The sequence below is a fragment of the Bradyrhizobium sp. 26S5 genome, from assembly GCF_036923295.1.
GTDB lineage: Bacteria > Pseudomonadota > Alphaproteobacteria > Rhizobiales > Xanthobacteraceae > Bradyrhizobium > Bradyrhizobium septentrionale.
Genome location: NZ_CP145948.1, coordinates 1,542,563 through 1,568,054, shown reverse-complemented (window position 1 = coordinate 1,568,054; position 25,492 = coordinate 1,542,563). Strand labels below are relative to the sequence as shown.

The 25,492-nt window shown below is 60.5% G+C and carries 17 protein-coding genes and 10 pseudogenes; 10 read left to right on the top strand and 17 right to left on the bottom strand.

Annotated features, from left to right (window positions below):
* Positions 1 to 188 precede the first annotated feature (188 nt).
* Both V5279_RS47005 and V5279_RS07385 read left to right on the top strand, forming a co-directional pair.
* Positions 189 to 563, top strand: a pseudogene (locus V5279_RS47005) (IS110 family transposase); the annotation flags it as partial.
* A pseudogene (locus tag V5279_RS07385) lies at positions 445 to 1,368 on the top strand (transposase); the annotation flags it as partial. The pseudogenes V5279_RS47005 and V5279_RS07385, both read left to right, overlap by 119 nt.
* Before the next feature lie 204 nt (positions 1,369 to 1,572).
* Here V5279_RS07385 and V5279_RS07380 read toward each other — a convergent pair.
* A pseudogene (locus V5279_RS07380) lies at positions 1,573 to 1,833 on the bottom strand (transposase); the annotation flags it as partial.
* A gap of 914 nt (positions 1,834 to 2,747) precedes the next feature.
* Between V5279_RS07380 and V5279_RS07375 the strand changes: the two are divergent.
* Positions 2,748 to 3,632, top strand: a complete 885-nt coding sequence (locus tag V5279_RS07375; protein WP_338696154.1) for a type III secretion protein — start codon at positions 2,748 to 2,750, stop codon at positions 3,630 to 3,632.
* Positions 3,633 to 3,832: 200 nt separating this feature from the next.
* Here the strand turns inward: V5279_RS07375 and istB (V5279_RS07370) are convergent, their stop codons facing one another.
* The 6 genes and pseudogenes from istB (V5279_RS07370) to V5279_RS07345 all read right to left on the bottom strand — a co-directional run bounded on the left by istB (V5279_RS07370) (position 3,833) and on the right by V5279_RS07345 (position 9,849).
* Positions 3,833 to 4,675, bottom strand: a complete 843-nt coding sequence (istB, locus tag V5279_RS07370; RefSeq protein ID WP_176535476.1) for an IS21-like element helper ATPase IstB — start codon at positions 4,673 to 4,675, stop codon at positions 3,833 to 3,835.
* The gene (locus V5279_RS07365; protein ID WP_338696153.1) at positions 4,672 to 4,845 is read right to left on the bottom strand and encodes a hypothetical protein; all 174 of its coding nucleotides are present in this window, start codon (positions 4,843 to 4,845) and stop codon (positions 4,672 to 4,674) included. Before V5279_RS07365 ends, istB (V5279_RS07370) begins: the two co-directional genes overlap by 4 nt.
* A gap of 27 nt (positions 4,846 to 4,872) precedes the next feature.
* On the bottom strand, positions 4,873 to 5,736 hold the full coding sequence (gene istB, locus V5279_RS07360) for an IS21-like element helper ATPase IstB (protein ID WP_338687724.1): 864 nt from the start codon (positions 5,734 to 5,736) through the stop codon (positions 4,873 to 4,875).
* A gap of 8 nt (positions 5,737 to 5,744) precedes the next feature.
* Positions 5,745 to 7,235: pseudogene (gene istA / locus V5279_RS07355) on the bottom strand (IS21 family transposase); the annotation flags it as partial.
* A gap of 122 nt (positions 7,236 to 7,357) precedes the next feature.
* Complete coding sequence (locus V5279_RS07350; RefSeq protein ID WP_338696152.1) at positions 7,358 to 7,885, bottom strand: hypothetical protein; 528 nt, start codon at positions 7,883 to 7,885, stop codon at positions 7,358 to 7,360.
* 374 nt (positions 7,886 to 8,259) lie between these two features.
* Positions 8,260 to 9,849 carry an acyl-CoA dehydrogenase family protein gene (locus V5279_RS07345; RefSeq protein ID WP_338696151.1) on the bottom strand — a complete coding sequence of 530 codons (1,590 nt, stop codon included), beginning with the start codon at positions 9,847 to 9,849 and terminating at the stop codon, positions 8,260 to 8,262.
* A gap of 115 nt (positions 9,850 to 9,964) precedes the next feature.
* Between V5279_RS07345 and V5279_RS07340 the strand changes: the two are divergent.
* From V5279_RS07340 to V5279_RS07330, 3 pseudogenes are all read left to right on the top strand, one after another.
* A pseudogene (locus V5279_RS07340) lies at positions 9,965 to 10,732 on the top strand (IS5 family transposase); the annotation flags it as partial.
* Positions 10,721 to 11,599 (top strand): annotated as a pseudogene (locus V5279_RS07335) (IS630 family transposase); the annotation flags it as partial. The pseudogenes V5279_RS07340 and V5279_RS07335, both read left to right, overlap by 12 nt.
* Before the next feature lie 106 nt (positions 11,600 to 11,705).
* Positions 11,706 to 12,402, top strand: a pseudogene (locus tag V5279_RS07330) (IS5 family transposase); the annotation flags it as partial.
* Between the two features lie 330 nt (positions 12,403 to 12,732).
* On the opposite strand, the gene V5279_RS47000 reads toward V5279_RS07330, so the two are convergent.
* The 4 genes from V5279_RS47000 to V5279_RS07315 form a co-directional block, all read right to left on the bottom strand.
* The gene (locus V5279_RS47000) at positions 12,733 to 12,915 is read right to left on the bottom strand and encodes a hypothetical protein (protein WP_414645695.1); all 183 of its coding nucleotides are present in this window, start codon (positions 12,913 to 12,915) and stop codon (positions 12,733 to 12,735) included.
* A gap of 36 nt (positions 12,916 to 12,951) precedes the next feature.
* Positions 12,952 to 13,254 carry a hypothetical protein gene (locus tag V5279_RS07325; protein ID WP_338696150.1) on the bottom strand — a complete coding sequence of 101 codons (303 nt, stop codon included), beginning with the start codon at positions 13,252 to 13,254 and terminating at the stop codon, positions 12,952 to 12,954.
* A 451-nt stretch (positions 13,255 to 13,705) separates the two neighbouring features.
* On the bottom strand, positions 13,706 to 13,882 hold the full coding sequence (locus tag V5279_RS07320; protein WP_248577157.1) for a glycosyl hydrolase family 28 protein: 177 nt from the start codon (positions 13,880 to 13,882) through the stop codon (positions 13,706 to 13,708).
* Between the two features lie 1,197 nt (positions 13,883 to 15,079).
* On the bottom strand, positions 15,080 to 15,346 hold the full coding sequence (locus tag V5279_RS07315; protein WP_338696143.1) for a hypothetical protein: 267 nt from the start codon (positions 15,344 to 15,346) through the stop codon (positions 15,080 to 15,082).
* Between the two features lie 949 nt (positions 15,347 to 16,295).
* On the opposite strand from V5279_RS07315, the gene V5279_RS07310 reads away from it, so the two are divergent.
* Positions 16,296 to 17,129 carry a radical SAM protein gene (locus V5279_RS07310; RefSeq protein WP_338701030.1) on the top strand — a complete coding sequence of 278 codons (834 nt, stop codon included), beginning with the start codon at positions 16,296 to 16,298 and terminating at the stop codon, positions 17,127 to 17,129.
* Positions 17,126 to 17,770: a class I SAM-dependent methyltransferase gene (locus V5279_RS07305; protein ID WP_338696141.1), complete on the top strand. Its 645-nt coding sequence runs from the start codon at positions 17,126 to 17,128 to the stop codon at positions 17,768 to 17,770. The genes V5279_RS07310 and V5279_RS07305 overlap by 4 nt, the downstream gene beginning before the upstream one ends.
* Before the next feature lie 219 nt (positions 17,771 to 17,989).
* Here V5279_RS07305 and V5279_RS07300 read toward each other — a convergent pair.
* A pseudogene (locus tag V5279_RS07300) lies at positions 17,990 to 18,496 on the bottom strand (transposase); the annotation flags it as partial.
* Between the two features lie 454 nt (positions 18,497 to 18,950).
* Positions 18,951 to 19,400 carry an RICIN domain-containing protein gene (locus V5279_RS07295; protein WP_166072413.1) on the bottom strand — a complete coding sequence of 150 codons (450 nt, stop codon included), beginning with the start codon at positions 19,398 to 19,400 and terminating at the stop codon, positions 18,951 to 18,953.
* 898 nt (positions 19,401 to 20,298) lie between these two features.
* On the opposite strand from V5279_RS07295, the pseudogene V5279_RS07290 reads away from it, so the two are divergent.
* Positions 20,299 to 21,112 (top strand): annotated as a pseudogene (locus V5279_RS07290) (IS1380 family transposase); the annotation flags it as partial.
* A gap of 102 nt (positions 21,113 to 21,214) precedes the next feature.
* On the opposite strand, the gene istB (V5279_RS07285) reads toward V5279_RS07290, so the two are convergent.
* Both istB (V5279_RS07285) and istA (V5279_RS07280) read right to left on the bottom strand, forming a co-directional pair.
* On the bottom strand, positions 21,215 to 22,057 hold the full coding sequence (gene istB / locus V5279_RS07285) for an IS21-like element helper ATPase IstB (RefSeq protein ID WP_176535476.1): 843 nt from the start codon (positions 22,055 to 22,057) through the stop codon (positions 21,215 to 21,217).
* Positions 22,054 to 23,586 (bottom strand): IS21 family transposase, encoded by a 1,533-nt coding sequence (gene istA, locus V5279_RS07280; protein ID WP_422389058.1) that lies wholly within the window; start codon positions 23,584 to 23,586, stop codon positions 22,054 to 22,056. Before istA (V5279_RS07280) ends, istB (V5279_RS07285) begins: the two co-directional genes overlap by 4 nt.
* 184 nt (positions 23,587 to 23,770) lie before the next feature.
* Between istA (V5279_RS07280) and V5279_RS07275 the strand changes: the two are divergent.
* Positions 23,771 to 24,286: pseudogene (locus V5279_RS07275) on the top strand (transposase); the annotation flags it as partial.
* A gap of 612 nt (positions 24,287 to 24,898) precedes the next feature.
* Here V5279_RS07275 and V5279_RS47200 read toward each other — a convergent pair.
* Positions 24,899 to 25,117, bottom strand: coding sequence for a DUF7694 domain-containing protein (locus V5279_RS47200; RefSeq protein ID WP_420840919.1), 219 nt, complete (start codon positions 25,115 to 25,117; stop codon positions 24,899 to 24,901).
* Positions 25,118 to 25,299: 182 nt separating this feature from the next.
* Complete coding sequence (locus V5279_RS07270; protein ID WP_165125932.1) at positions 25,300 to 25,470, bottom strand: hypothetical protein; 171 nt, start codon at positions 25,468 to 25,470, stop codon at positions 25,300 to 25,302.
* Positions 25,471 to 25,492 lie beyond the last annotated feature (22 nt).

Genomic DNA, 25,492 nt, shown 5'->3' with positions numbered 1-25,492 from the left:
ACCGGCGCTAGATTGCCGACCGGGAGGGAGCGGCCGATACGATTTTGGTGGCACGTGACCCCGTCAAAAAACCTGGTCCATGGGTTGTCGCGCACTTGAGAGTGGTGACGCCATCCGGCGATCCCGTTTAGGAATCTGACGGATAGCGCAGCCCAGCCCTTCCGCCGCCGTCAGCAGGAGGATTAGAGATGAACCCCAAAAGATCGAAGTCGAGGAACGGAGGTAAGATGCAGATGGTGCACCCGGACGCGGCTGCCATCGACGTCGGAGCGACTATGCACATGGCTGCCGTGAGGGCAGATCGCGCACCGGAGCCAGTCCGCAGCTTCGGTACCTTCACGGCTGATCTGCATCGGCTAGTCGACTGGTTTACTGAATGCGGCGTCGAGACTGTCGTCATGGAATCGACCAGCGTCTACTGGATTCTGATCTTCGAGCTTCTCGATGCCCGGGGATTTAACGTGTTTCTTGTCAACGCGCGCGATGCCAAGCACGTGCCGGGGCGCAAGACCGATGTCAGCGATGCGCAATGGCTGCAGCGGCTCCATTCATTCGGGTTTGCGGGCCAGCTTTCGGCCCAAAGGGCAGATTGCCGAGCTGAGAGCCTACGTGCGTCAGCGCGAGCGTCTGCTGGAGTACGCGGCCTCACACATCCAGCATATGCAGAAGGCCTTGACGGAGATGAATCTTCAGCTGCACCACGTCGTCACCGACATCACCGGCGTGACCGGCCTGCGTATCATACGAGCGATCCTTGCCGGCGAGCGCGATCCTGAGGCGCTGGCGTGCTTGCGCCATTATAGTTGCCGCTCCAGCGCCGAGACGATCGCGAAGGTGCTCACCGGAAGCTACCGCGCCGAGCATCTGTTTGCGCTCGAGCAGGCACTTGCGCTTTACGACGCCTACCACGAGAAGGCATCTGCCTGCGACGCCCGAATTGAAGCCGTGTTGAAGGAACTGAGCTTCCATCGCGGTCATGGCCACGGATCAGCGCCGCAGGTCTCGCGGCGTCGGAATCGAACCGATCAGGCGAACGCTCCAGCTTTCGACGTCCGCGAGGCGCTGTTCGCGTTGCTCGGAAAGGACCTCACCGCGATCGACGGCCTCGGTCCTTACCTCTCGCTGAAGCTGATCGCTGAATGCGGCGACGACCTCTCCTCGTGGCCAAGTGCAAAGCATTTTACCTCCTGGCTGGGACTGGCGCCGAGCAACAAGGTCTCCGGCGGCAAAATGCTCTCGTCCCGAACGCGCCGATCCGGCGGCCGAGCGGCGGCACTTCTGCGCCTTGCTGCCGTGACCGTGGGGCGTACAGACACTGCGCTCGGCGCCTTTTATAGACGGCTCTCAGCACGCATCGGCAAGGCCAAGGCCGTGACCGCCACGGCCCGGAAGATCGCAGTTCTGTTCTACAATGCTGTGCGATACGGAATGGACTATGTCGATCCCAAGGCCTCGTCCTACGAGACGCGTTACCGGACGCGAGTGGTCAACAATTTGCATCGGCGTGCCAAGCCATTCGGCTTTGTTCTCCATCCCTTGGAGCCGAAAAGTAGATGCTGCCGTTTCTTAGGAATCGTTCTCCAGCGTCAGTTCGCCGATCTTGGCGTGCAGCGACTTCACATCGATGGCTGCTTGTTCCGCTCCGGAGCCGCCGCCGGGACCGAACGCACCGGCGGCCTTGCTTTCAAGCTGAGCCTTCCACGCCGTGATCTGATTGGGGTGGACGTCGAACTGCTCGGCAAGCTGAGCCAGCGTTCGATCGCCCTTCACGGCGGCGAGCGCCACCTTCGCCTTGAAGGCCGGCGTGTGGTTCCGGCGTGTTCTTCTGCTCATTGTCGCTCCTGATTCGCAGGCACGGCGTGCCCGCTGTCAGGCAGAAACTCCACTTATCGCCCTGTGCAGAATTCCGGGGCCGGCTCTGCACTCTTCTGTGCGTCAGCTTGTTGTCAGATTGCTCGCTTACCCTGCTAGCAAGTCCTAAGAAGACCGATATTGACTACAGCGCAGATCAGTCGATAAGAGCGAATCGCGTGGATAGCAGAATCACATGTTCATCCAGCCAACCCACAACGATGCGGCGAAGCCCCGTCTGGAGCAGATGGGCTTTGTTGACGTGGGGTAGAACCAGTTCGTGCTTGACCCTCGACGGTCCGATAAGTGGACGATGAACAACGAGGGTGAATGGCAGCGGGCAGACAAGCCCCGGCTGTATCTTCAAGCCGAGAGCGAGGATCCCGCTGAACGAAGTAGCGACGAAGACGAAGGATGTGTCGAGTTAGAGTCGTCCGACGATGATCTTTCTTGGTACGTGGCGCGTGCGCTCAATTTCCGCGGCGGACCAGCGGAATGAGAGTCTAGATAGACTAACGGGAATGTGCATGAAGGCTATCATGTTCCGTTTTCCGCGTGCCGGGCGCGAAGGGGATATCCCGGCCGCTCCAATCCGTTGGCTTAACGGTGCCGCCTGAGCTCCTCTGTAGGAGCATTGGTGCAGTGAAATTTCATCAGCATAAAGGAGATTGCTTGTGGGAATTTGTTGTTCAAAGCCTTCAGTAGTAGGCTCGCCTTATGATAGTTCGAGCGCCGACGGCGCATCGCACTCAACGGCCCGCAGCGCCAGCGATCGCCAATGGTCCGCGCTAATTTCGACGGCATCGGGACCGGCCGCGATGGCTCCCCGAGTTGCTCTGGGAACGTCGCCGAACACGTTGCAACAACGACGCGGTGTGGCACTACAGCGACATGAGATGCAGCAACTCGCCTACCTCATTGCGGCCATGATGACTGGCGATCCGGTCAGAAGCCCCGCTCGGATCACCGCGGCCGGTCAGACAGTGCACGACGTTCGCCTGCTGCTCAGGCACGGACGCGGCAACGTTCATGCGGATGGCGAGCCGTCCCACGGGCACAACGTCGTAGCCTCACGTCTGGCCTACCGCGGACTCGATCGCAACAACCAGATGGCATTGGCGGGCGCGCTGGGCGCAGGCTTTTGCGATCAATTCGCGCGCCTCGCTGCAGTCTCGCACGCGCCGCATTTGCGCGATGGTGAATCGGTCGTGAATGCAGGCGGCGAGGTGGAAATTATGGAACTGAACGCCGATCACACCATCTCGGCCACGCGAACTGGACACGCATGGAACGAGCTACGCCGCGGCAACGGACGCGATGGAGAGACGACCATCGTGCAGGACGGCTGGTCGAACGGCCCGGCGGTGCGGCTGAAAGACAGCGCGTGGGCGCACGTCCAGGTGGAGAGAGAGGACCTGAGTACCGACAAGGACGGCGCCCTGTGGTTGAAAGATCGCGTCGAACAACTGATACCTCTCGTCCACCCGGACGAAGACGAACACACAGCGAATTGGCTGGAGCATTTGCGCCGAAATCCCACCCAACATGATCGCTTTTTGGAAACTCAGGTAGTGTCGGCCGAGTTCGCCGCAAAAGCGAGGGAAGCCCTAGAGCAGTTTCCGCGGGAACAGCAGGAGCAGTTGGTCTCGATGGCGGCGCAGGAATTCTATGGGCTGTCTCCCCATGAGGCAGGCGCCCCGCATTTTATTCACTCGGTGCTGGAACAGGTTGGGCTCCTAGACCATCAGGATCGTCCGCCGGTGGTGCCGCCGGAATATTGACGACGACTCCGTGTCGTCTCGATGGGCACTGCGTGTTGCGGCACGCGCTGCGCTTGGCGTGGGCCCGCGTGAGATCTGCGTATAGCGCGACAATCAGGATGAGAGCGGCGCGTCAATCAAGATGAGACGAGGCGGCCGAGTCAGGAGATAATTGACGCTGGCCGCCTACTTGGCAAGCGTTGATTGACGCTGCGCGACAATCAAGCGGCGCTGCCAGCGTCAATCACAGTCTTGTCGAGTTCGTTGGGGGTCGTGTGAACAGGTGGCCGGCCTGGACCGCGCTTGCGATCGAGGGCAACTTTTCGACGGTAACTTTCGACGTTCATCTCGAGGATCGTGGCGTGGTGGACCAAACGATCGATGGCAGCCAACGTCATTGCCTGGTCCGGGAAGATACGCCCCCATTCGCCAAATGGCTGATTGGCCGTGATCAGCAGCGAGCGTCGTTCGTAGCGGGCGGCGATCAACTCGAACAGCACACTGGTTTCCGCCTGATCCTTGCTCACATATGTGATGTCGTCGAGGATCAGGAGGTCATAGCGATCGAGTTTGGCGATCGCGGACTCCAGCGCCAGCTCGCGCCGCGCGACCTGCAGCCGTTGCACCAGATCAGTGGTACGCGCGAAGAGAACGCGCCAACCGTTCTCGACGAGAGCCAGGCCGATCGCCGTGCCGAGATGGGTCTTGCCGCCGCCCGGTGGACCGAACAAGAGCAAATTGGCGCCGGCCTTCAACCAGGCGTCGCCAGCGGCGAGCGCCATCGCCTGTGCCTTTGATAGCATCGGCACGCTTTCGAAGTCGAAGGTGGCGAGCGTCTTGCCGGCGGGCAAACGCGCTTCCACCATGTGTCGCTCGATCCGACGGCGGGTGCGATCGGCCGCCTCGTGCTCGGCAAGGGCGGCGAGGAAGCGGGCGGCAGGCCACCCTTCCTTGTCCGACTGTGCGGCGAGCTTCGGCCAGATCGCCTTGACGCCCGGCAGGCGGAGCTCATTGAGAAGCAGCTCGACACGGGCAGCATCGACGGAGGTAGCGATACCGGTCATGCTGCCTCTCCCAGGTTCGAGCGGCCCGACATGACGCTGACGGAGGCGAGTTCATCGTAGACGTCGAGCGGCGCCAGCTTGACGGCGACACGCGGGATCGAGGCCGCCTCGGGTCGGAAGCGGTCGCGCAGCGCGGCAAGATCGGGTAACTGTCCGGCGTCCAGATCCATCGCGATCACCTCGGCGAGTTCTGCTTGTCAATCGGCCTGCAAATTTGACCCCTCATCGGCGTCCAATTTTGACCCCTTCGTGCGGCGGGGTTTGCTGGTAGCGCTCGTCTCGTCGGAGCTGGCCGGGATAGCGGAGGCGAGACGAGCGCGGGTGGCGTGATCGTCGTCTCGGCTCTTGAATCGCCAGCTGTCGTTGCCGGTCTCGACGATGTCGCAGTGATGGGTCAATCGGTCGAGCAGCGCGGTGGTCATTTTGGCGTCGCCGAACACGCTCGGCCATTCGCCGAAGGCGAGATTGGTGGTCACGATGATGGAGGCCCGCTCATAGAGCCGGCTGACGAGGTGGAAGAGAAGCTGTCCACCGGACTGGGCGAAGGGCAAATAGCCGAGTTCATCCAGCACGATGAAGTCCATCCGGGTCAGATGCTCGGCGAGCCGTCCTTGCCGTCCGTTGCGGGTCTCGGTCTCGAGGCGATTGACGAGGTCGACTACGTTGAAGAAGCGGCCGCGGGCACCGGATCGGATGCAGCTTCTGGCGATGGCAATGGCCAGGTGGGTCTTGCCTGTGCCGGTTCCGCCAACCAGCACGACGTTGCGTTGTTGGGCGATGAAGCCGCCGCCAGCGAGATCATTGACGAGCGTCTGATTGATCGGCGTGCCGTCGAACTGGAAGTCGGCGATGTCCTTGGCAAGCGGCAGCTTGGCAATGGTGAGCTGGTATTTGATCGACCTTGCTTGCTTCTCGTTGATCTCGGCGTTGAGCAGGTCGCCGACAATGCGCTGAGGTTCGTGCTGGCGCTTGACGGCGGTTGCCATGATCTCGTCGAAGGCGGCCTTCATGCCGTAGAGCTTCAGTTCGCCCATGAGGTCGAAGATTTGGGTTCGTTCCATCAGATGGTCCTCCGGAGGTTGTCGTAGCGGGCACAATCGGCGATCGGTGCATGACGGAGCGTCAGTGCGGCCGGCGTCATGATGTTGGCCGGTGGGGCGGGTTCACGTTGACGGGCCAGGATATTGAGCACGACATCGGCGGAATGGACGCCATGACCGAGCGCTTCGGCACAGGCCGCTTCCACCGCGGGCAGACCGTCAGTCAGCACCGCGTTGAGGATGTCGACCATCTGCCGATTGCCATCGTCGGTGCTGGCAAGCTTGCGCCGGATCCGCTCGATCGCGGCCGGCAGCACCCAGTCTTTGAAGGGAGCACCGTTGCGCAAGGCGCCGGGTTTGCGGGCGAGCACCGGCACATAATGCCAGGGGTCGTAGACGGTATCGCCGCGGCCAAAGGATCGCGGGTGCTCGGCAACGATGCATCCATCCTGACGGATCACGATGCGATCGGCATAGGCTTGAACCTCGACCGGTCGTCCGACTGCGCTGGCTGCGACCGAGTACTTGTTGTTGTCGAAGCGCACCAGGCAGGTCTTCGAGACCGATGCCGTCACCGCATGGAAGCCGTCGAAGCGGCCGGCATAGGGAACGAGTTTGGGGCGTTCGGCTTCGAACACTTCCCAGATCGTCTGATCGACCAGCTCCGGATGGCGATGAGCCTTGGCGTAGGCGATGCATTTGTCGAGCAGCCAGGCGTTTAACTCGTCGAGGTTTTTGAACCGCAGCCGCGGCGTGAAGAAGCGTTCCCTGACCAGCCCGACCTGGTTCTCGACCTGCCCCTTCTCCCAGCCCGACGCTGGCGTGCAGGCGACCGGATCGACCAGATAGTGGCTGCACATCTGCAGGAAGCGGCGATTGTAGAGACGCCCTTTACCGACGAAGATCGTCTCTACGGCAGTCTTCATGTTGTCGTAGATGCCGCGGGTGCAGGTACCTTTGAACAGGGCGAACGCCCGGTCGTGGGCGTCGAACACCATCTCCTGCGTCTCCCGCGGATAGGCCCGCACGAACAGCATGCGGCTGTGGCAGAGCCGGACATGGGCGGCCTTCACCATTACCGTGGTGCCGCTCAGCAAGACCACCTCGTGGCTCCAGTCGAACTGATAGGCTTCGCCTGGGGCAAAGCTCAGCGGGACATAAGCGGCCGCGGTCGATTGCCCGCGTTCTTTGCTCCACCGCCTGGCGTAACGCCGCACCGCATCGTAACCGCCGTCATAGCCGCGGCCGCGCAGCTCTTCGAAGATCCGGATCAACGTCAGCTGTTCACGAGCCGATTTGGCCGCGTTCGCCGCCAGCAATCCGTCAAGCTCTACTGCCCATCGTCCCAGCTTTGGCCGCGGCTGCACCTGCCGCTCGTACTCGAAGGAGGTCTCTCCCGACCTCAGCACCTTCCGGACCGTGTTCCGCGACACCTTCAGGTCACGGGCGATCTCCTTGATTGTCTTGCCCTTGATGAAGTGCTCGCGCCGGATCCGGGCAATCGTCTCCACGATCAGCATCCCCCACCACCTGCTTCGTTCCAAAGCAGGCAGCGCAACAGACCAATCTGTAGGGGGTCAATTTTGGACGCCGATCCCCCGGCTTAGGGGGTCAATATTGCAGGCCGAATGACACGTTCATCTTATAGGCGCGCGAGCGAGTGACTTCGAGCTTCGCGACACCATGGCACGACGACATCGTTCATGAAGGCGCTGTCGTTGTCGAAGTCCACGCCGCGCAACAGCCAGGGGAACAGGCTCTGTGCGCGGTTGATCGCCTCGACGACGAGCGAACCTTCCCGCGTCAGCAACGGCAGGCACTCCGTCCAGCCGGTGGCGACATCGACCATCGTGAGAGTTTGGATGAACGAACCAGCCACCGACGTGCCGCCATGGGCGACCATGTCAACCTCGCAGAAGCCGGGCACCGGGCTGTTCCAGTCATTGAACGTGCGGATCGGGACTTCGCGCCGGATTGCCGAATAGAATCCGGCACGGCGCCGCCTGCCGCGGCTCGCCGCGATCTTCATATCGACGACCAGGCGATCGATGGTTGCGGGGCTGATCGAGAGAACACAGTCACGATCCGCCTGGCCAAGCTGCAATCGACCATGTTGCTCGAGGGCCGGCAGCAAGGTCGGGATCATCACTTTGAGCCGCTTGCCGCACACCCGATCCGACGCCTCCCACAGCGCCGTCAGCGCGTCCTTGATCGTCGCGCCATATCTGCGTCTTCGCTTTCTTGTTGCCTCGACCTGGCCCGGTCCAACCGTCTCGCGTCGCCGGAGCGCCCGCACCTCATACTTGCGATGCCAGCCCGTCGTCGCGCACAATGTGTTTTCAACGAGAAGCCTTAAGTACCATGAGTGAGGCTACCGTGGCGCCGTCCTCTCCCCGCCGGGACGCAAGCTGAGGCGCTCAGCGTTTTCTTCGAGCGGGCTTTCGGACGCCAAGCGTTCGCTGAGAGGAGCGAGCGTGAATCGGGGCGTTCACAATGCCAGCAGTTATAAGACGGGCCTCCTCGCTCCCCTTGTTAGCTACGGGATCAGACATACTGCTCCAGCTTGAGGTAATCGCTCGTGAGGACAGGTGAGCGGATAGAAGAAGCTGCGTCTTGAAGGAAGGTATCCAGTGTCCGACTAGCGCGAGCGCGGCCTTCGAAAGATAGCCGTGCCGGTGCGCGAGTACGGAGAGTTGCTAGTTCGGAACCAACAAGGTCAGCCGCGGCAGCGGCGCAATCTGAGGCGGAGAAGCAACCAGCAGACATGACTGCTTGTGCAAGTCCTAATGTGGTGAGCCAACCGGCATAGATGAGCACGGTACCATCTGTCTCATTGAGCCCAGAGAGTTCCTCAATTGCAGCAGCATGGACCGGCGCCGCACCAAGAGACAGAAAAAGATCGGCTATCTCATCACGCGTGGCTCTAGAGAGAAGGCAGCGGCCGAGATGTGATAGGAGCGTCTCTGTCGGACCTTCAAAGATGCGGAGAATGCGAGCGTCTCGATAGATTTTAGCTACAGGCGTTCCCTCATCGTAACCACGGCCCCCCAACAGCTGGAGGCATTGATCAGCGACGAGGCCGCACCACTCCGACGACAAAACCTTCGTTGCCGACGCAAGGTGGACATTGGGCGCGCCCTTCGCTGAGATAAGTCGGCAGGATGCAGCTAGCATTGCCTTCACTACTTCCCGCCGGAGCACCATTTGCCCGAATAGCTGCTCGATATAGCTGTTCTCAATCATGCGCAGCTTACCTAGTCGACGATGTATTGCATATGAGGCTGCGACCTGGATAGCGCGCTCAAGGGCTCCAAGGCCCATCGCAGCCACACCGATGCGCCCGCGGTTCATACTGGATGCTGCTGTTCCCCAGCCGTCTTGATCGCGAGAAAGAACGTAAGCGCTCGGCACCTCGACATCCTGGAACTCCAAAGTATTCTGGATAATGCCACGTAGACCGAGTGTGCGATGCTCGTGTGTGACCATTAAGCCCGGAGCCTGCCTATCAACTAGTACACCAACGAGCCGACCTTTCACGTCGGGACCAGAGGCTCGTGCAAAGCAAACGATCCAGCGAGCCCAGTCAGCGAGGCCAATCCAAATTTTGCGGCCAGAGATGCGAACTCTATCCTCGTGCATGAAAGCCGAAGTCTCTATGTGCCGCGGGGCAGAGCCAGCCCCAGGCTCTGTCAAAGCGAAAGCGCAAAGGTCTCCGCGTGTTGCACCCCACATGACATGCCTTTGTTCAGGGATGCGCGGTGCTGCTTCGATGCAGGGCAAGGCCAGGAAGTTATGGATAACGAGGGTAGAGGCGGCCGAGATATCGAAGGATGCAGTGGCAGAGATGAGGTCGATGGCCTCTTGCAAGGGAAGAGCTAATCCGCCGAGCTCTGTTTGTGTAGTGAGCCCGAACAGTCCGTGCCTTGCTAATATGCTGTGTAGGGTCGGAGGAAATGCCCGACGGTCATCCGCATCAGCGAAATTCAGCTGACTCAGGTCATCGATCAAACTGGAATATAGGGTAGGTACAGCACCTTCAGCTGTGCGTTCCTGCGCCTCCCCGAATGGAGAGTAAACTTGAGAGTACATAGCCATTAGTGCATAATGGATGAGCCCGCCCTTCGTGCCAATCATCCCCAGGGCTAGCTCGATCACACAATGGTATATGTGGGTGGGAGCGTAGCATGAGCAGGCTGCTCTAGCAGGCTGTTGAAAAAGGTGCTCGCCGCCGACCAGCGACCGTGATTCATTGGCTCCGACGAGATTCGGAGATGGTGCGTGCGCGGCGGGCGAGCTGTTCAGCTACGTTGATCTGGAGGCGGGTGCGGCGTGACCATCCGCTGCGAGCGATCCGGACGATCGCGAACGAGGCGCTGTCGACGCTGGAGCGCGAGTTTGCCGCGCTCTATTCGCCGATTTGGCGGCCGTCGATCCCGCCGGAGAAGTTGCTGCGGGCGATGCTGTTGCAAGCGTTTATTCGATCCGTTCGGAGCGGCTTTTGATCGAACGGCTGGAATACGACCTGCTGTTCCGCAGGTTCGTCGGAATTGGCGTCGACGACGGAGCCTGGGACCATTCGGTGTTCTCGAAAAACCGCGACCGGTTGCCGGAAGGCGACATCGCGGCCAAGTTCCTCGCGGCGGTGCTGGCGCAGCCCAAGGTGAAGAAGCTGCTGTCGAGCGATCACTTCTCGGTCGATGGCACGCTGATCGAGGCCTGGGCCTCGATGAAGAGCGTGAAGCCGAAGGATGGCTCTGGCGCGCCGCCGGCGCAAGGCGGCGGGCGCAACGCCGAAGCGGACTTCCATGGCCAGAAGCGCTCGAACGGCACCCATGCTTCGACCACCGATCGGGATGCCAGGCTTTACCGCAAGGGAAAGGGCAACGAAACGAAGCTGTGCTTCATCGGGCATGGGCTGATGGAGAACCGCCACGGCCTGCTGGTCGACGCCTGCCTGACGCGGGCCGACGGGCATGCCGAACGGGTGGCCGCGCTGCACCTGATCGAACCGCGTGCCGGGGCGGAATGCAAACTCACGGCAAGGAAGAAGCCTTGCTGGTGGCGACAGCCTGCGCCAGTCCCCCAAAGGGCCGTGCCCGCTGGACGCTAAAGCTGCTGGCGGCTGCGATGGTCAAGCTCACCGAACACAAGAGCCTGTCGCACGAGACGGTTCGGCGGCGCCTGGCCGAGAATGGCCTCAAGCCCTGGCGCAAAGACATGTGGTGCATTCCGCAGGTCGGCGGCGAATACGTCGCCCGCATGGAGGATGTGCTCGACCTCTATGCCGAGGTGCCCGACTCCAGACGGCCAGTGGTGTGCTTCGACGAAAGCCCGGTGCAACTCATCGGCGAGGTGCGTCAGCCCATTCCGGCCAAGCCCGGCCACCTCGAACGTTACGATTATGAGTATCGCGCAATGGCACGGTCAATCTCTTCGTTCTCTTCGACGTGCATCGCCCCTGGCGCAAGGTCAAGGTCACCGAGCGGCACGAGATTACGCCCAATGCATGCGTGATCTCGTCGACATCCATTATCCCGACGCCGAGATCATCCGGGTCGTCCAGGACAATTTATCGACCCACTCCGCCGGCGCCCTCTATCAGGCGTTCCCGCCCGCCGAAGCCAGGCGGATTTTGCGACGGCTCGAGTTCCACTACACCCCAAAGCACGCAAGTTGGCTCAACATGGTCGAGATCGAAATCGGCGTCCTGCGAGGCCAGTGCCTAAATCGCAGGATTGACGACCCCAAGCGACTGCGCCGCGAAATCACCGCCTGGGAACGACAACGAAATGCCGCCCGCTCCCGTATCAAATGGATGTTCACAACAGACAAGGCTCGCGCCAAAATGGCAGGCGCCTATCCCGCCACTTCCAAAGAGTCATAATCACTGTGACGAGGTACTAGGACCAATCCACATTCAGGATTCCCATAGCTGAATGATGCTGAACCAATGCGTTCCGAACCTTTTGATTCGGAGCGTACTGACGGGTGTGAAGCGCTATGAGCTGAGCGAGGCACAATGGGCTCGGATTGCAGCTATGCTGCCAGGCAAGGTAGTTGATCCCGGCCGCAGCGGTGTTGACAGCCGCTTGTTCGTGAACGGGGTTTTGTGGGTTTTACGGTCCGGCGCCAATTGGCAGCACCTGCCGGAGCGCTATGGCAAGTGGGAGAGCGTACACGCGCGTTTCACTCGCTCGGCCAAGGCCGGCGTATGGGAGAAGATGTTTGCCGAACTGATCAAGGATCGCGACAACAAATACCTGATGCTCGACACCACTCTGGTTCGTGTCCACCAGCAGGCCGCGAGCGCAAAAGGGGGGCCAAAACTCAGGAGTTGGGGCGTTCCGCAGGTGGATTGACCACCAAGATCCATATGCTCTGCGACAGCCTCGGTCGGCCGCTGCGCTTCATGCTCACCGCCGGCCAACGACATGACAACCTCACTGCAAAAGCCCTGCTCGAAGGCTTCAATGCCGAGGCCGTGCTGGCCGACAAGGCCTACGACAACAACAATCTACGCACGACCATCACAGACATGAACGCCGAAGCGGTATCCACTCAACCCATTCTCGTAAGGTCCCCATCCCGCAAGACGAGACGATCTACAAGCTACGCAACCGCATCGAGCGCTGCCTCAACAAGCTCAAACACTTCCGCCGCTTCGCCACGCGATATGACCGACGGGCGAGACTACTTCCTCGCCTGCGTCCGCCACGCCTGACATCGCTCTATGCGCAGGTTGTCGATGATGGAGATATGACTGCTTGGGCCATTGTCGCGCCACGTTATCATCTCCAGCGCGAATAAAGCTGTGGGTGATGGTCACATCGACCCCCCATAGGCGCTAAGATAGTTTGATCATTGCCTGATAGCGGCGCTTGCGTCTGGGGGGCTCGCGCAGATGTCGCCGGGGAGCACGGCTTGCTCTGCGCAGACAAGCGATCGTGGATTCGGGAATGACGGCTTGGAGCAATGAGGCGATGAGCTGACGTAGCAGGCGCCATGCGGAAGGTCCGGTCAGGCGGCTTCGTCCAAGCGGAGAGAGTCCTCGAGTTCGTTGACCAGCGGCTCGAGCAGTAGAGTGATCAGCAGGTGAGCGAGGATATGGGGTTTAGCGGACCGCTGGTCAGTTCCGGGAGGTCCCTTCAAGCCAATCAAGCTCTTCAGCCGCTTGAAGCCGAGCTCAATCCGCCATCGCAACCGGTAGAGGGCAATGACGTCAGCAGCCGTGAAGTCCTAGCCCTTGAGCGAGGTCGCCAGGATTACCCAATCAGCGGCCTCAAGCGTTTGCCTGGAGAGTTGATGGCCTCCCTTCTGGGCTGTCTTGCGTGCCTTGCGTCGCGCCTCCGCGGCCGCATGCGCCGGCTTTTTGACCGCGACCAAGCGCACAGCAAGCGGTTGCGCGCCGGACTTGCGCTCTATCCAGATCGGTCGATCGATCATGCCGCCTGCCAAGGCCTTGCGCAGCTCCGCGATGAGACCGACAAGGTTGCCGTTGCGATCCAGCCAACGCGCGCTCTTGCAGCCCGCGCGGATCACGAAGTCCGCGCCGGCATCGACGCACTGTGGATACGCCACACTGCGTTGTTTTGCCTGCCCTCGGTCCCGCTTTGGGGACCGTCGTGGCATCAACGATGCGGATCAGCCGACCGCGGCTTGCCTTCGGCGCACCACTCGCAATTGCCTGACCTATCAGTTGCGCCAGCCAATCTCCGGACTGACGCAAGCGATACAACAAAGCCACGTTGGAGATGCCGACAAGGCCCACCGACGTCGCCCACGCCGCCGTCAGCCGCAGACCCCGCGTGCCCAGACGATACGCAAGTATCAGCCGCAGCAAATCAACCGCATTGGTGATCTCGCGCGGACGAACAAACGCCTTCGTCTCGCGCGCGCCAACCTCTAGCCCCAGTCTTCGTTCACAAGCGATTCGTGTCTCATCCCTTCTTGGAATCACATACAAATTCAACACGCAATCCTATTTTAGCGCCTATGGGCCTGCGCCAGGGTCGATGCCGTCGGTGTTGCGGGCCTCGGCCGGCGCACCGATCGTGAGCCCCCAAAAGGTGGCACCTCCGACCCTGTTCATCGCGACGTGGAAATTGGGCGCATTGCGTAGCGTGACACCATAGAACGTGATGTTCTGCGCCTGATCGATCTGGATCAAACGCGGGGCGTTCTGATTGCCGCTCTCAGTCTGAGCGCGGCGGCGCGAGACGTGAACCTTGCAACCCGGCGACAGCACCTTGCTTGTGAGCGAACAAAGATGAGCCGGTCAAAAACGGCTGATCCCAACACTTGTCACGCGCGTGAGCGTTCGTGGCTTGGCTTCTCGCCACTTGCACTTGTGCGCGAATTCTTGCGCTCTACACCGCTCAGCCATTGCACTAAGCCAAGCCCCTGTTGCGAAGACCCGGTTGGCAGCCTACTTCCAGCTGTCGCTCGGTCGGACGCTGCCCCCAGCATCCGCTCGCAGGTTAGCGGGATCCAAGACAGGCTCCAATTGACGTGGTCGCACGTTATGCTCTCCGACCTCCTGCGCACGTGCGCTGAAGTGTCCCAGAGCAGATCGATGAGCCGTCTTCACGCTTCGGCGTTTGCTCGAGCTCTGTCAATTCTGCTTGGTACCTGGCCACATCCGATCGCGCGCGAAGGAGCTTGACTTTGATCTCGTCTCGTCGCCTCGATTCCTCTTCAAGCCGCAAATTATCCTCGATCGGCTCAATGGTCATTTACGTACGGTCTCCGATCTGCAGATGACTACAATCCTCAAAGCCTCGGACTGTCGATCTCCGGCGCAGGTGGACCTTTGCCAGAACGACTTGAGGCACTGTTCACAGCAAGTTGCTCGAATTGTGCGTAGCACGTTTAGGATCACCATTCGTCGATACCGTACAGAGCAATCTCATCCTCGGCGCAGGACCGAAGCCGCACCGGAAGATAGAGAGCTTGCCAGGCGAGGCTGCGTCTCCGATGCAGCTCGCTGACCGCTTGAAATGAACGAGCAAGTTTCATCTGACTCACAGATCAGGTGCCGCGAGATCGCAATAGTCGCCGCAGCGGATGCTCGGCACATCGAGCAACCGACGTGCCAGTGACGCCGACCGTCGTTTTTGACGAATCGCGGCACCTCTCGGCGCGCTGTCTGGATACCGACGTCGGGCTTCGGACAACCGACGTCTTCGATCACTGGGCTGAAATGGCTCATACTGCAAGTGGTCTGGGCGGACTTACCAAGCACACACCATCGAGTGCGCAGATCTCGGATCAATGCTATTCCACCTCGGCACAACTTTGCAAATGAGAGCTGAGCGAATATCGTGGCGCTCGATCAGCTGTCATCGTGGGACAGCCTCTGTGCGGCTCAACTGAAAACGGCGCCGGCAGGCGGCTTGCCGTCGGCGAAGTCAGCTGCCGCCTTGGCGTGCAGCTTGGCCGAATCGAACAGCGACAGCTGTGTATGCTCCGGCCCGATCAGCAGGCCGATCTCGGTGCAGCCGAGGATGACCGCATCGGCGCCTCTTGCGCGACCGCGCGCGATGATTTCAATAAAGTCCTGCTGATCCGAAATGACAACCGCCGCAAATTTCATTGAAAACAACATTGTGGATCCGGCTCCGATCCTTCTCATCGGGCACGATCGGCGAAAGATCGAACCGCTCACGCAGTCGGTCACAATGGAACGGCTGCTCCATTGTGTAGAGCGTGGCCAGCAACAGCGCCCGCTTGATGCTCGCTGTGACGAGAGCTGCTCCGGGCACATCGATGGTGTGGATGAGCGGCACGCATAGGTTCACCGTGACGAACGTGTCTCCATGACGGCAAGAACATCTCTTGGAGAGGATCACATGGTAGCTGGCATCGAGAAGTTCCGGGGTTTTTCGCGGGACATGAGGACCACTACGTGATCATCGGCGTCACAGCATGCGGCCTGCTGTTCGACGCCGTTGGTCTTCCAACGCCCCCACCGCTTCCGGTTGCAGCTCTCCCGACGTGACTTGCGCTGCTTTCAGTTGCTCGGCTTATCGCGTCTGCGACACATGATGCTCGACCGACGGGGTGCTGAGCTCGCAGTCAAGTTGTTGAATAGAATGAACGACGGCTTTTTGGGGTCTCTTCCCCCACAGTTGGCACGACTCTTGAGTGTCTCTCGTTGCCCGGCGGCACGAGTTGCCGACGGCCATCACTGATTCTTCCTCTCATTGAGAAGGGAAGCAACAATGAAGATCGATATGTCAGCTTAAGGTGTGACTAAATTAACTGCTGAAGAAGCATCTGCAACTTCAGGAGGCCGGTTTTGGCTCCTCATAGGAGCAGTGGGCGGAATTCTCGGGGTGCAGCCGCTGTAGTTATATCTGCGGGCGTCCGGTTTCCTACATATAAGCCGTACGGCTAGACTGGTCTCTTACACGTAAGCCGCACGGCTAGACCCGATGAACACAAGTGACGAAAACGCAGTACGGACTACAGATTAGCAGCTTCCATGGAAGCTGCTAATCACCACAAGCCATGAACTTGTGGGCTTCGGCGAACGACGGCGTACAGGCATTCACCGGGTTTGGCAATCAATAGGTTAGGTCATAAATTGTCTGGACTTTCTTCGGACGAGCATAGCGAAAAAGGAGCTGCCGACCTACGTCTATGGCTATCCTTCCAAGCGAGCGTATCGGGTTTTTCCGCAGCCACTCCGCATAACTGATGTCGTTGAGCAGGCTAGCCGTTCTAAGCACATCAACATCTATATCCATATACCGTTCTGCCGCTACCGGTGCACCTACTGCACGCTCTTCCTGACAACGCGTCAAAACCCGGCGACGGGGGAGTCTTATGTTGCTCGATTGGCGGAGCACATCGCGCGATATGGAGAATACTTCGGAGATCGAGAGGTTGTAAGTATCTATTTCGGCGGCGGCACGCCAACTCTGCTGACTCAGCATCAATTCCGCGAGCTTTTCGCCGCCCTTGAGGCTGCATTTCCAAAACGAAGCCGGAAATGTGAGATTACCGTCGAGAGCGCGCCAGACACTTTCGACAACAACCTTCTGGATTGCCTGAAGGCCTTTGGCGTCAACCGAATGAGCATGGGCATCCAGACCATGGTACCCGGCGAGCTTGCGCAGTCAGGTAGACCATATTCGGTCGAGACTGCAGAAGCGGGAATCAAAGCACTGACGGAACGGTTTTCCCACGTCAATCTTGATCTGATCTACGGCCTGCGTGGTCAAACTCGCGACTCCTGGAACTTTTCGCTTGGCCGCGCGCTCGACTACGAGTCGCAGACACTCTCCCTTTACCCCGTTGTTGTTCGTCCGATGACAAACATCATGACCTCAAAGGCGCACGCCCCCGAATTATTCTTCTCTGACGCGGATAAGTACATGCCCTCTATTTGGCCCATTTTGGTCATCAGGTGATCACGACCGACATCTCCGAAACCGCTATCTCCAAGCTGAACCGGCTCGCAGGTGATCTTGGCGTGAACATAGCGAGTGGGGTCGCTCGCGTTGAAGACTTCCGGCCGCCTGCTTGCCTGGACGTCTTTATAGCGCATTGCGTATTGCATTTCACGGAACGGGGAGTCTGGAAGCCGCTCGTCACGGCCTTAATGAATCGAACGCGGCCTGGTGGATTTCATTGCTTCACAAACACGCTCGATCAACCAGACCATCCTATTTCGAAGGAGGCTTTGGCATCTGGTCACAAAAACTCGTTCCAGCGCGGCGAGCTCGAGGCCATCTATACAGAAGCGGGCTGGGAGATCTTGCGCTCCGATCATTACATCAAATGGGACTCGCACCCTGGCATTCCAATCCATTCACACTGCCTCGAGAAAGTTGTGGTTCGTAAGCCAATTGGATCTGAAGATCTCCCGCGAATGAGAGCCGAGCCCATCAAGGTAGCCGGGATGATTCCTGTCAAACAATTTGATACCTTGAAATTGGGCACACCACGCGATGCCATACGGCTCGCCGCCAGCCAGCCATGGGTTGAAGACTACCCGGAAGACAGTTGGCGGCAACAATCAAGTGGCCATAGCGGACGGCTACGTGCGTGAGGATATGATCTATGGCGATCACGGCCTCCAGTTCGTCAATGGAACGCTTACCGGCAAATATCGATACCTCACGCCCCCGAAGCGCTTGCTCATTCGAAATAAGTGATGCTCGAACGGTTTCTCATTGGCCGCCTTGGCCCGTCGAAAAGGTCTTGGGTCACGTCGGGGATGTCCCGATCGGTGTTGAACTACGTCGGGCCGACGTTGCCGGAATGAATGTTACGCGGCCCTCGAGACGTGGGCAACGGGCTTGATCGTCATGCGATCGTGGCGAGCTTGAAGGGCCGCACGCAGAACCGACAATTGCTTATACGCCTTCAATCGTCGGAAGTCCTTGTTGGCCTCGATCATGCCGGCCGCGACCCATCGCAAGGCCATACCGGCATCCCGCCAGCGTTTGACGTTGCGCGTGACGCGGCGAATGGTGCCCATGATGTTCTCGGCGATGTTGGTCCAGGCGAGCGAGCGACGAAGCTCCTTCGGCAGCTTCAACCGGACGACAGTCAGGATTTCGTCGAGGCCTTCGAGGATGCTGGCCGCTACGCCGGGCCATTGCTGGTCGAGTCGACGCGCGAGATTGCGGATCAATTTTTCAGCCTTGTCGGCGTCATCGAGCTGCCAGGCCTGGCGCAGCACCCGACGGGTGGCCGCATGATGCTCTTTCGGCAGGCGCTCCATGATGTTGCGTGCCTTGTGGATCTGGCAACGCACCGTCGCCCGTATTGAGGCGACGATGCTCGGCCTCGACATCCGTTTCGTCGTCACCAGCCTCGATGTCGGCTCGGGGAACTGGTCAGTGCAAGCCTCACACCCCGGGCTTTGAGGGTTTGGAGCGCTTCGCAGATGGAAAGAGCTCGGGGACATTAGTCCAATCGAGAGGTGTGGTGTGCCACCAAACCACTGAACGCGCCGCCGATGGCAGTACAAGAAGCCAACTTTATCCAGAAGCCTCGTCAGTCAAGGGACTCCGACCTGAGCCCGGGCGGAGAATAGGTCAATGAGTTGGTGAGCGCAGACCGACACAATTGGTGACCAAGCGAACGGCCGACCTTACGGTTGAGTTGCACGGCTGCGCAACGTCCGGTTCTGTGGCGGCGAATATTCACAACCGGAATGCTCGCCGCCGCATTGTCGCGTACCGCTACCCGTCGCCATTGAGGAGCCGAGCGGCCGAACGGCGTCAGGCCGCATTCTCCGCAACTTCCAAGGCCCGCAGGTTCATCAAGGGAACGAAGTTCCATTGCTGCGCGGGCGAGCCGTTGAACTTGAACAGCCAAACCGGGTTGCCGTCACTCGTGCCACGAGTCTTATTATCGATACACAGACTGTTATCCGGGAGGCTAAGGATGAAGCCGGGGCTCTTGAGAAATTCCCACCGCTGACTTTGGATGGCTGGGTTATACACTTTGAGCGAGAGGAGAGCCTCCGGCGCGACGCGATCGGTGCCGACCGCGAGATTGCCCCCGCTCGAGTTCAGTGTAATCGCTCCAGTATCGAAGTTGAGGTCCCAGAGAACGTAACGGAGAGGCGTATCTTTCTTCCGCAGCACGACCGCCGCACCGTCTTGCTGATCCTTCACGCCGAGCACGAAGTTTCGGTCTTGTTTGTACTCGATAAGGTAAAGACCCATATTTTCCTCCTGTTGGTTTGCTAAGCTTGCGAAGGCGAGTCCTATCCAGCACGCAGAGGGGGCTGGGCGTTTGAGCCTTCGTTGTGATCTAAGCAAATGACATGCCACGGCTGCGTTGTGCTCTGGGAAGAGGCTACTCGAGCAACGCTTGCGCTGTTCTCGATCACGGCATTCAAGACCACGTACTTTGGCTATCCTCAAAATAAAGATGGACGTCGCGAGTTCAGGTTCAATGGAATAGCTCTTCGACAACCGCACGCACGAGCGCGCCATCACGGCTGCATCTCGCCCTTGTACGCACGCAGGCAATAGAGAGCGGAATGCTATGAAAGGCCTTTCTGTTTTGGTGGCTTTGGGGGCTCGGGTGGCGGAACAGTCTTGTGAAGCTCTACAATCGCGTCGAGCACGTCGCTGATCGAGATATTCCCCTCCGACCATTCTTTAAGCGCCGCTATCGCCTTTGTCAGAGCCTCTTCGCGGGTCACGGCATGATCCCCTGTGATGGATGGCTGAGACCGATCAACAGTAAAGACGCACGGACGGTGGGGTGGATCCCGTGCGAGTTGGCGCGACGAAAGGGCTTGATTGTCTCGTAAGCGTCACTAACGTAGAAGCACCCAAGCCGTCGATATCTCAGCAACTTGCGTGCCAGACGGTCATTGGATGTTCGAGGGAAAACGATGTGCTTTCACAGCGCCCGGAGGCTTCTCGCGGTCAATCAGTATCAGCTTTCGGACATGCCCGTCATCACGTGCAAGCAAATGAACGAAGTGGGGCAAAGAAACAAACGCGCTTAGCCCGTCTTTATTCGTCAGAGGGCGCCTGAGAGGCTGGCGAGCGTGGTGTAAAGCGCTGATGCGGCGTAGGATTCGGTTGCAAAGCCAACCCCGATGATACGATTCTGCCCTTCTCGTTTCCAGCCGTTCACGCCAAGAAAGTCACAGCTGCCTTCGATGGCGGTCGGCTGACCTCGAACGGGGGCGTGATGCTTCTGGCGATGGCCGAGCGGCGTCTCGGCTTGGCCGACAATTTGGCCCGCGTGTTCCCGGATCGGCGCGATCCGACGCGGGTCGTGCACAGCCTTGTCGATATGTTCCGCGCGCGCATGTTCGCGATCTGCTGCGGCTACGAGGACGCCGACGACCTCGATCATCTGCGGTCCGATCCCGCATTCAAGCTGGCCTGCGGTCGGCTGCCGGACACGGGTCGCGATCTGTGTTCCCAACCGACGCTGTCGCGGCTGGAGAATGCTCCGCGCCTTCGACGCATGGATGGATAGCTACCCGCGCGAGCCGGCATCCGTCACGCTCGACATCGATGATACCTGCGATGTCGTCCACGGCCATCAGCAGCTCTCGCTGTTCAACGCTCATTATGACGAACGCTGCTTCCTGCCGATCCACGTCTACGACACGGAGAAGAGCCGGCCCGTGGCGGTCGTGCTGCGGCCCGGCAAGACGCCGGGCGGCGTCGAGGTGCGTGCCCATCTGCGCCGCCTGATACGGCATATCCGGACGCGGTGGCACAACACGCGAATTACGTTCCGTGGCGACGGGCGCTATGCCCGGCCGGAGGCAATGGCGTGGTGCGAGACCAACGGCATCGACTACATCTTCGGTCTGTCCGGCACCAAGCCGCTCGCCAGAAAAGTCGACGAGGCCGCCGACGGCATCCGCACGCGACGCGCCATCGAGTATAGCGCGACAATCAGGATGAGAGCGGCGCGTCAATCAAGATGAGACGAGGCGGCCGAGTCAGGAGATAATTGACGCTGGCCGCCTACTTGGCAAGCGTTGATTGACGCTGCGCGACAATCAAGCGGCGCTGCCAGCGTCAATCACAGTCTTGTCGAGTTCGTTGGGGGTCGTGTGAACAGGTGGCCGGCCTGGACCGCGCTTGCGATCGAGGGCAACTTTTCGACGGTAACTTTCGACGTTCATCTCGAGGATCGTGGCGTGGTGGACCAAACGATCGATGGCAGCCAACGTCATTGCCTGGTCCGGGAAGATACGCCCCCATTCGCCAAATGGCTGATTGGCCGTGATCAGCAGCGAGCGTCGTTCGTAGCGGGCGGCGATCAACTCGAACAGCACACTGGTTTCCGCCTGATCCTTGCTCACATATGTGATGTCGTCGAGGATCAGGAGGTCATAGCGATCGAGTTTGGCGATCGCGGACTCCAGCGCCAGCTCGCGCCGCGCGACCTGCAGCCGTTGCACCAGATCAGTGGTGCGCGCGAAGAGAACGCGCCAACCGTTCTCGACGAGAGCCAGGCCGATCGCCGTGCCGAGATGGGTCTTGCCGCCGCCCGGTGGACCGAACAAGAGCAAATTGGCGCCGGCCTTCAACCAGGCGTCGCCAGCGGCGAGCGCCATCGCCTGTGCCTTTGATAGCATCGGCACGCTTTCGAAGTCGAAGGTGGCGAGCGTCTTGCCGGCGGGCAAACGCGCTTCCACCATGTGTCGCTCGATCCGACGGCGGGTGCGATCGGCCGCCTCGTGCTCGGCAAGGGCGGCGAGGAAGCGGGCGGCAGGCCACCCTTCCTTGTCCGACTGTGCGGCGAGCTTCGGCCAGATCGCCTTGACGCCCGGCAGGCGGAGCTCATTGAGAAGCAGCTCGACACGGGCAGCATCGACGGAGGTAGCGATACCGGTCATGCTGCCTCTCCCAGGTTCGAGCGGCCCGACATGACGCTGACGGAGGCGAGTTCATCGTAGACGTCGAGCGGCGCCAGCTTGACGGCGACACGCGGGATCGAGGCCGCCTCGGGTCGGAAGCGGTCGCGCAGCGCGGCAAGATCGGGTAACTGTCCGGCGTCCAGATCCATCGCGATCACCTCGGCGAGTTCTGCTTCGCAGGCGCGCTCGTGAGCCAGCGCCAGAAGCTCGACCGTCACCTTGCAGGCGCGCCGGTCATCACCATGCTCCCGCAAGGTCTCGAACAGACGTTTGTAAGCTGCACGCGGGAAGAGTTGGTCGCGATAAACGAGATTGAGGAGCGCCATCGGCTTGCGCCGCAGGGCATGGATGACGTGCCGGTAATCCACAACATGACCGCCCTGGCTCTCGGACACAGGCCGACCGCGCCGCAGCGTCACGACCGGCGTGACGCCAAGGAAGCATTCGAGCCGGTCGTCGAAGATGCGCACACGCAGGCGATGGCCGATCAATCTTGAAGGCACGGTGTAGAATACGCGCCGCAGGATGAAGCCGCCTGACGACGTCACCGGGATCACTTTCTCCTCGAAGTCGGTCGTGCGGCCTTTTGGCAGCGGCGCCAAGGCCTCCTTCTCGAGCGCGATCGGCTTGGCGAGGTTGGCGTTGCGCCGGCCGACAATCTCGTCGACAAAAGCCCGGTACGCATCGAGACTGGCGAACTCGCGCGTCCCCCGCAGCAACAGCGCATCTTCCAGTGCCCGCTTGAGATGGCCGTGCGCGCTCTCGATCGAGCCGTTCTCATGTGCGATGCCCGCATTGTTGCGCGTTGGCGCCATGCCATAGTGGCCCATCAGCCCGGCGTAGCGCTGCGTCAGATCCCCCCGTGCGTCGGCGGCCAGATTGCGGAATGCTGCCGACAGGCTGTCGCTGCGATGCTCCCGCGGCACGCCGCCAAGCGCCCACAGCGCGTTCTGCAAGCCCTCCGCCAGGGCGACGAAGCTTTCGCCGCCGAGCACGACATGGACATGCTCGAAGCCGGAGAACGCCAACCGGAAGTGATAGAGCCGGTGATCGAGCGGCTCACCCGCGATGGTAATACCGAGCGCGCTCACGTCGGTGAAGTCGGACAGACCCAGGCGGCCGGGCTCGTGCTGCTGGCGGAAGATCACGTCCTGTTCGGGGCCGTTGAGCGCCCGCCAGGCGTTGATGCGCCGCTCCAGCGTGCGGCGGATGTTCGGGTTCAAGTCATGATGCCGTCGGCGCAGCTCGTCCAGCACGCCGATCACGCGGATGCCGGGCGCAGCCTTCAGGATCGGAACGATCTCGGCGTCCCAATACTGCCCGAGCGGATCGGACCGGCGCCGGCCCCTCGGCGTCTTCTTCTGCGATGGCGGGCGACAATCGCCCTCGATTCGATACGCGCTTGCCTTCGAGAACCCCGCCTTGGCCGCGGCGGCCTCGGGGGACAGTGTCAGTCGGTACGTCATGTACAGCCTCATCTGGTGGTCGGTGATGTGGAGGCCAGGCAAGGCATCGATTCCCTCTTGTCGAGACGAACCAACAGCTTGCACCAGCCGCACCCGGCCGCCAGACGGGTCCAAAAACGCGCGACGCCGATGGGGACGGTCCTCCGGTCGGGCTGCGCCCTCCCTTCGGTCCGTCCCCATCGGCGCAGTCTCACCTTGATTGTCGCTGGAGTCTCACCCTGATCGCCGCCGCGCAATCGAGAACCTGCCGGTTCTGCGTGGCTATACCGAGACGCGCCACAAGGCAAAGTCCTGGGATCGCGAACGACGTACCGTCGCCCGTACTGAGGCGACGATGCTCGGCCTCGACATCCGTTTCGTCGTCACCAGCCTCGATGTCGGCTCGGCCGAGTGGATCTACGACAGCCTGTATTGCGCGCGCGGCCAAGCCGAGAATCTGATCAAGCTGCATAAGACGCAGCTCGCCTCCGATCGCACCAGCTGCCGTTCGGCGCTCGCCAATCAAGTCCGCCTCGTTCTCCACACCGCCGCTTATTGGCTGATGCTGACCGTGCGCGACGCGATTCCCAAAGCCCGGGAATTGGCCACAGCCGAGTTCGCGACGCTGCGTCTTCGTCTCTTGAAACTCGCTGCCCGTGTCGTCGAGACCACGAGCCGCATTCGCCTTGCGTTTGCCGCGGCATGTCCCGAAGCCGACCTGATCCGCGGCTTGCCAGGCGCGCTGCTGCCGCTCGGTCCTTGACCGGCGGGGCGTCCGCCCCCGTTCGCCCAACCCATCCCTCAAGCGCGTTGCAAAGTACCGGTCGTCAGGCGGTGAAAAGCCGAAGGCAATCCCGCGCGCCTCGTCAGAGCAGATGTGCGGGCCACATCAAGCGGAATAAAAAAGCACTCTCACGAATAGGACGGGTTAGCCAAAGCTCCGCTCTCAGCTTCCGCTTGGGAAGCTGAAGTCGGCTGCCGCGGGCACAGAATCGGTCTCAAAGTGCTGAACCAAGGGCTGAAGCACTAATGCGGCCGCTCGCCGCGCGATATCGTTTGCGAATAGATCATGATGCGCTTGCCCCGCGAAGGCGGGTGGTCAGGCTGACTACGAGAGATGCGCGATGACCGACTTGCGGACCTGATAATCACTCCGACGGTGCGAATTATCGCCAAGAAGTCGTCGAAGCTCCCCCTGAGGCCAGCCGCGTGAGACACCCTCTCCACTGCCGCCTCTCGCTTGGCGGCAGTGATCCCGGGTTGACCTCCCGTCCGTCGCATACAGAAGAACACTTGCGACGTGAGCTGGTTGCACGGCCTTCCGGCGACGCCGAACCGATCTTTCTGCACCCGCTCTGCCTCGTCCTCTAAACCATCATACCGTCGCGCGAATCTTAGCAGACAACATTGCCGCTTCGGATGGTCCTAGCCCAACAATACCTACAAAGCTCGGCGGCGGCCTTGGGATGTGCCGATCAGTGGGTCTCCAGAGGTGAAGGCAGTACCGGCTGTTATTGACATACTGCGAATGCGGCGGATGCAATTGCATGACGCATTCCTCCTCATCCCAGAACAAGTCTTTGACAAAGCACATCTCTTGCCAGTTCGGACAACGCCGCGGCGTCGAAACGGCGACCTGCTCCCAGCCCGGACGGACAAAGCCACTGATTTTCAGTTCACTCCCGCAAGGGCCCTGCACCAAGAACAGCCCACCGGGGCCTGATCCTGGTACGCTGGCGAACTTGCCGGATCGTACGCGGCCGGCTTCCAGCTTCTCTATGATCTGCGCTCGCACGCACCCTCCTTTGCTTTACGGATCGCTTTGAAGTCGACGTAGATGACGTTGTTTGGCAACTCATGAGCCGGCGCAAGCTCCGTCAGCAGCGTAGCGTTCGAGCACCACTCTCCAGCGAACCATCTGCTGAGAAAGCCGCAGATGTCCATCATCACGTATTCTCCCATTACTTAG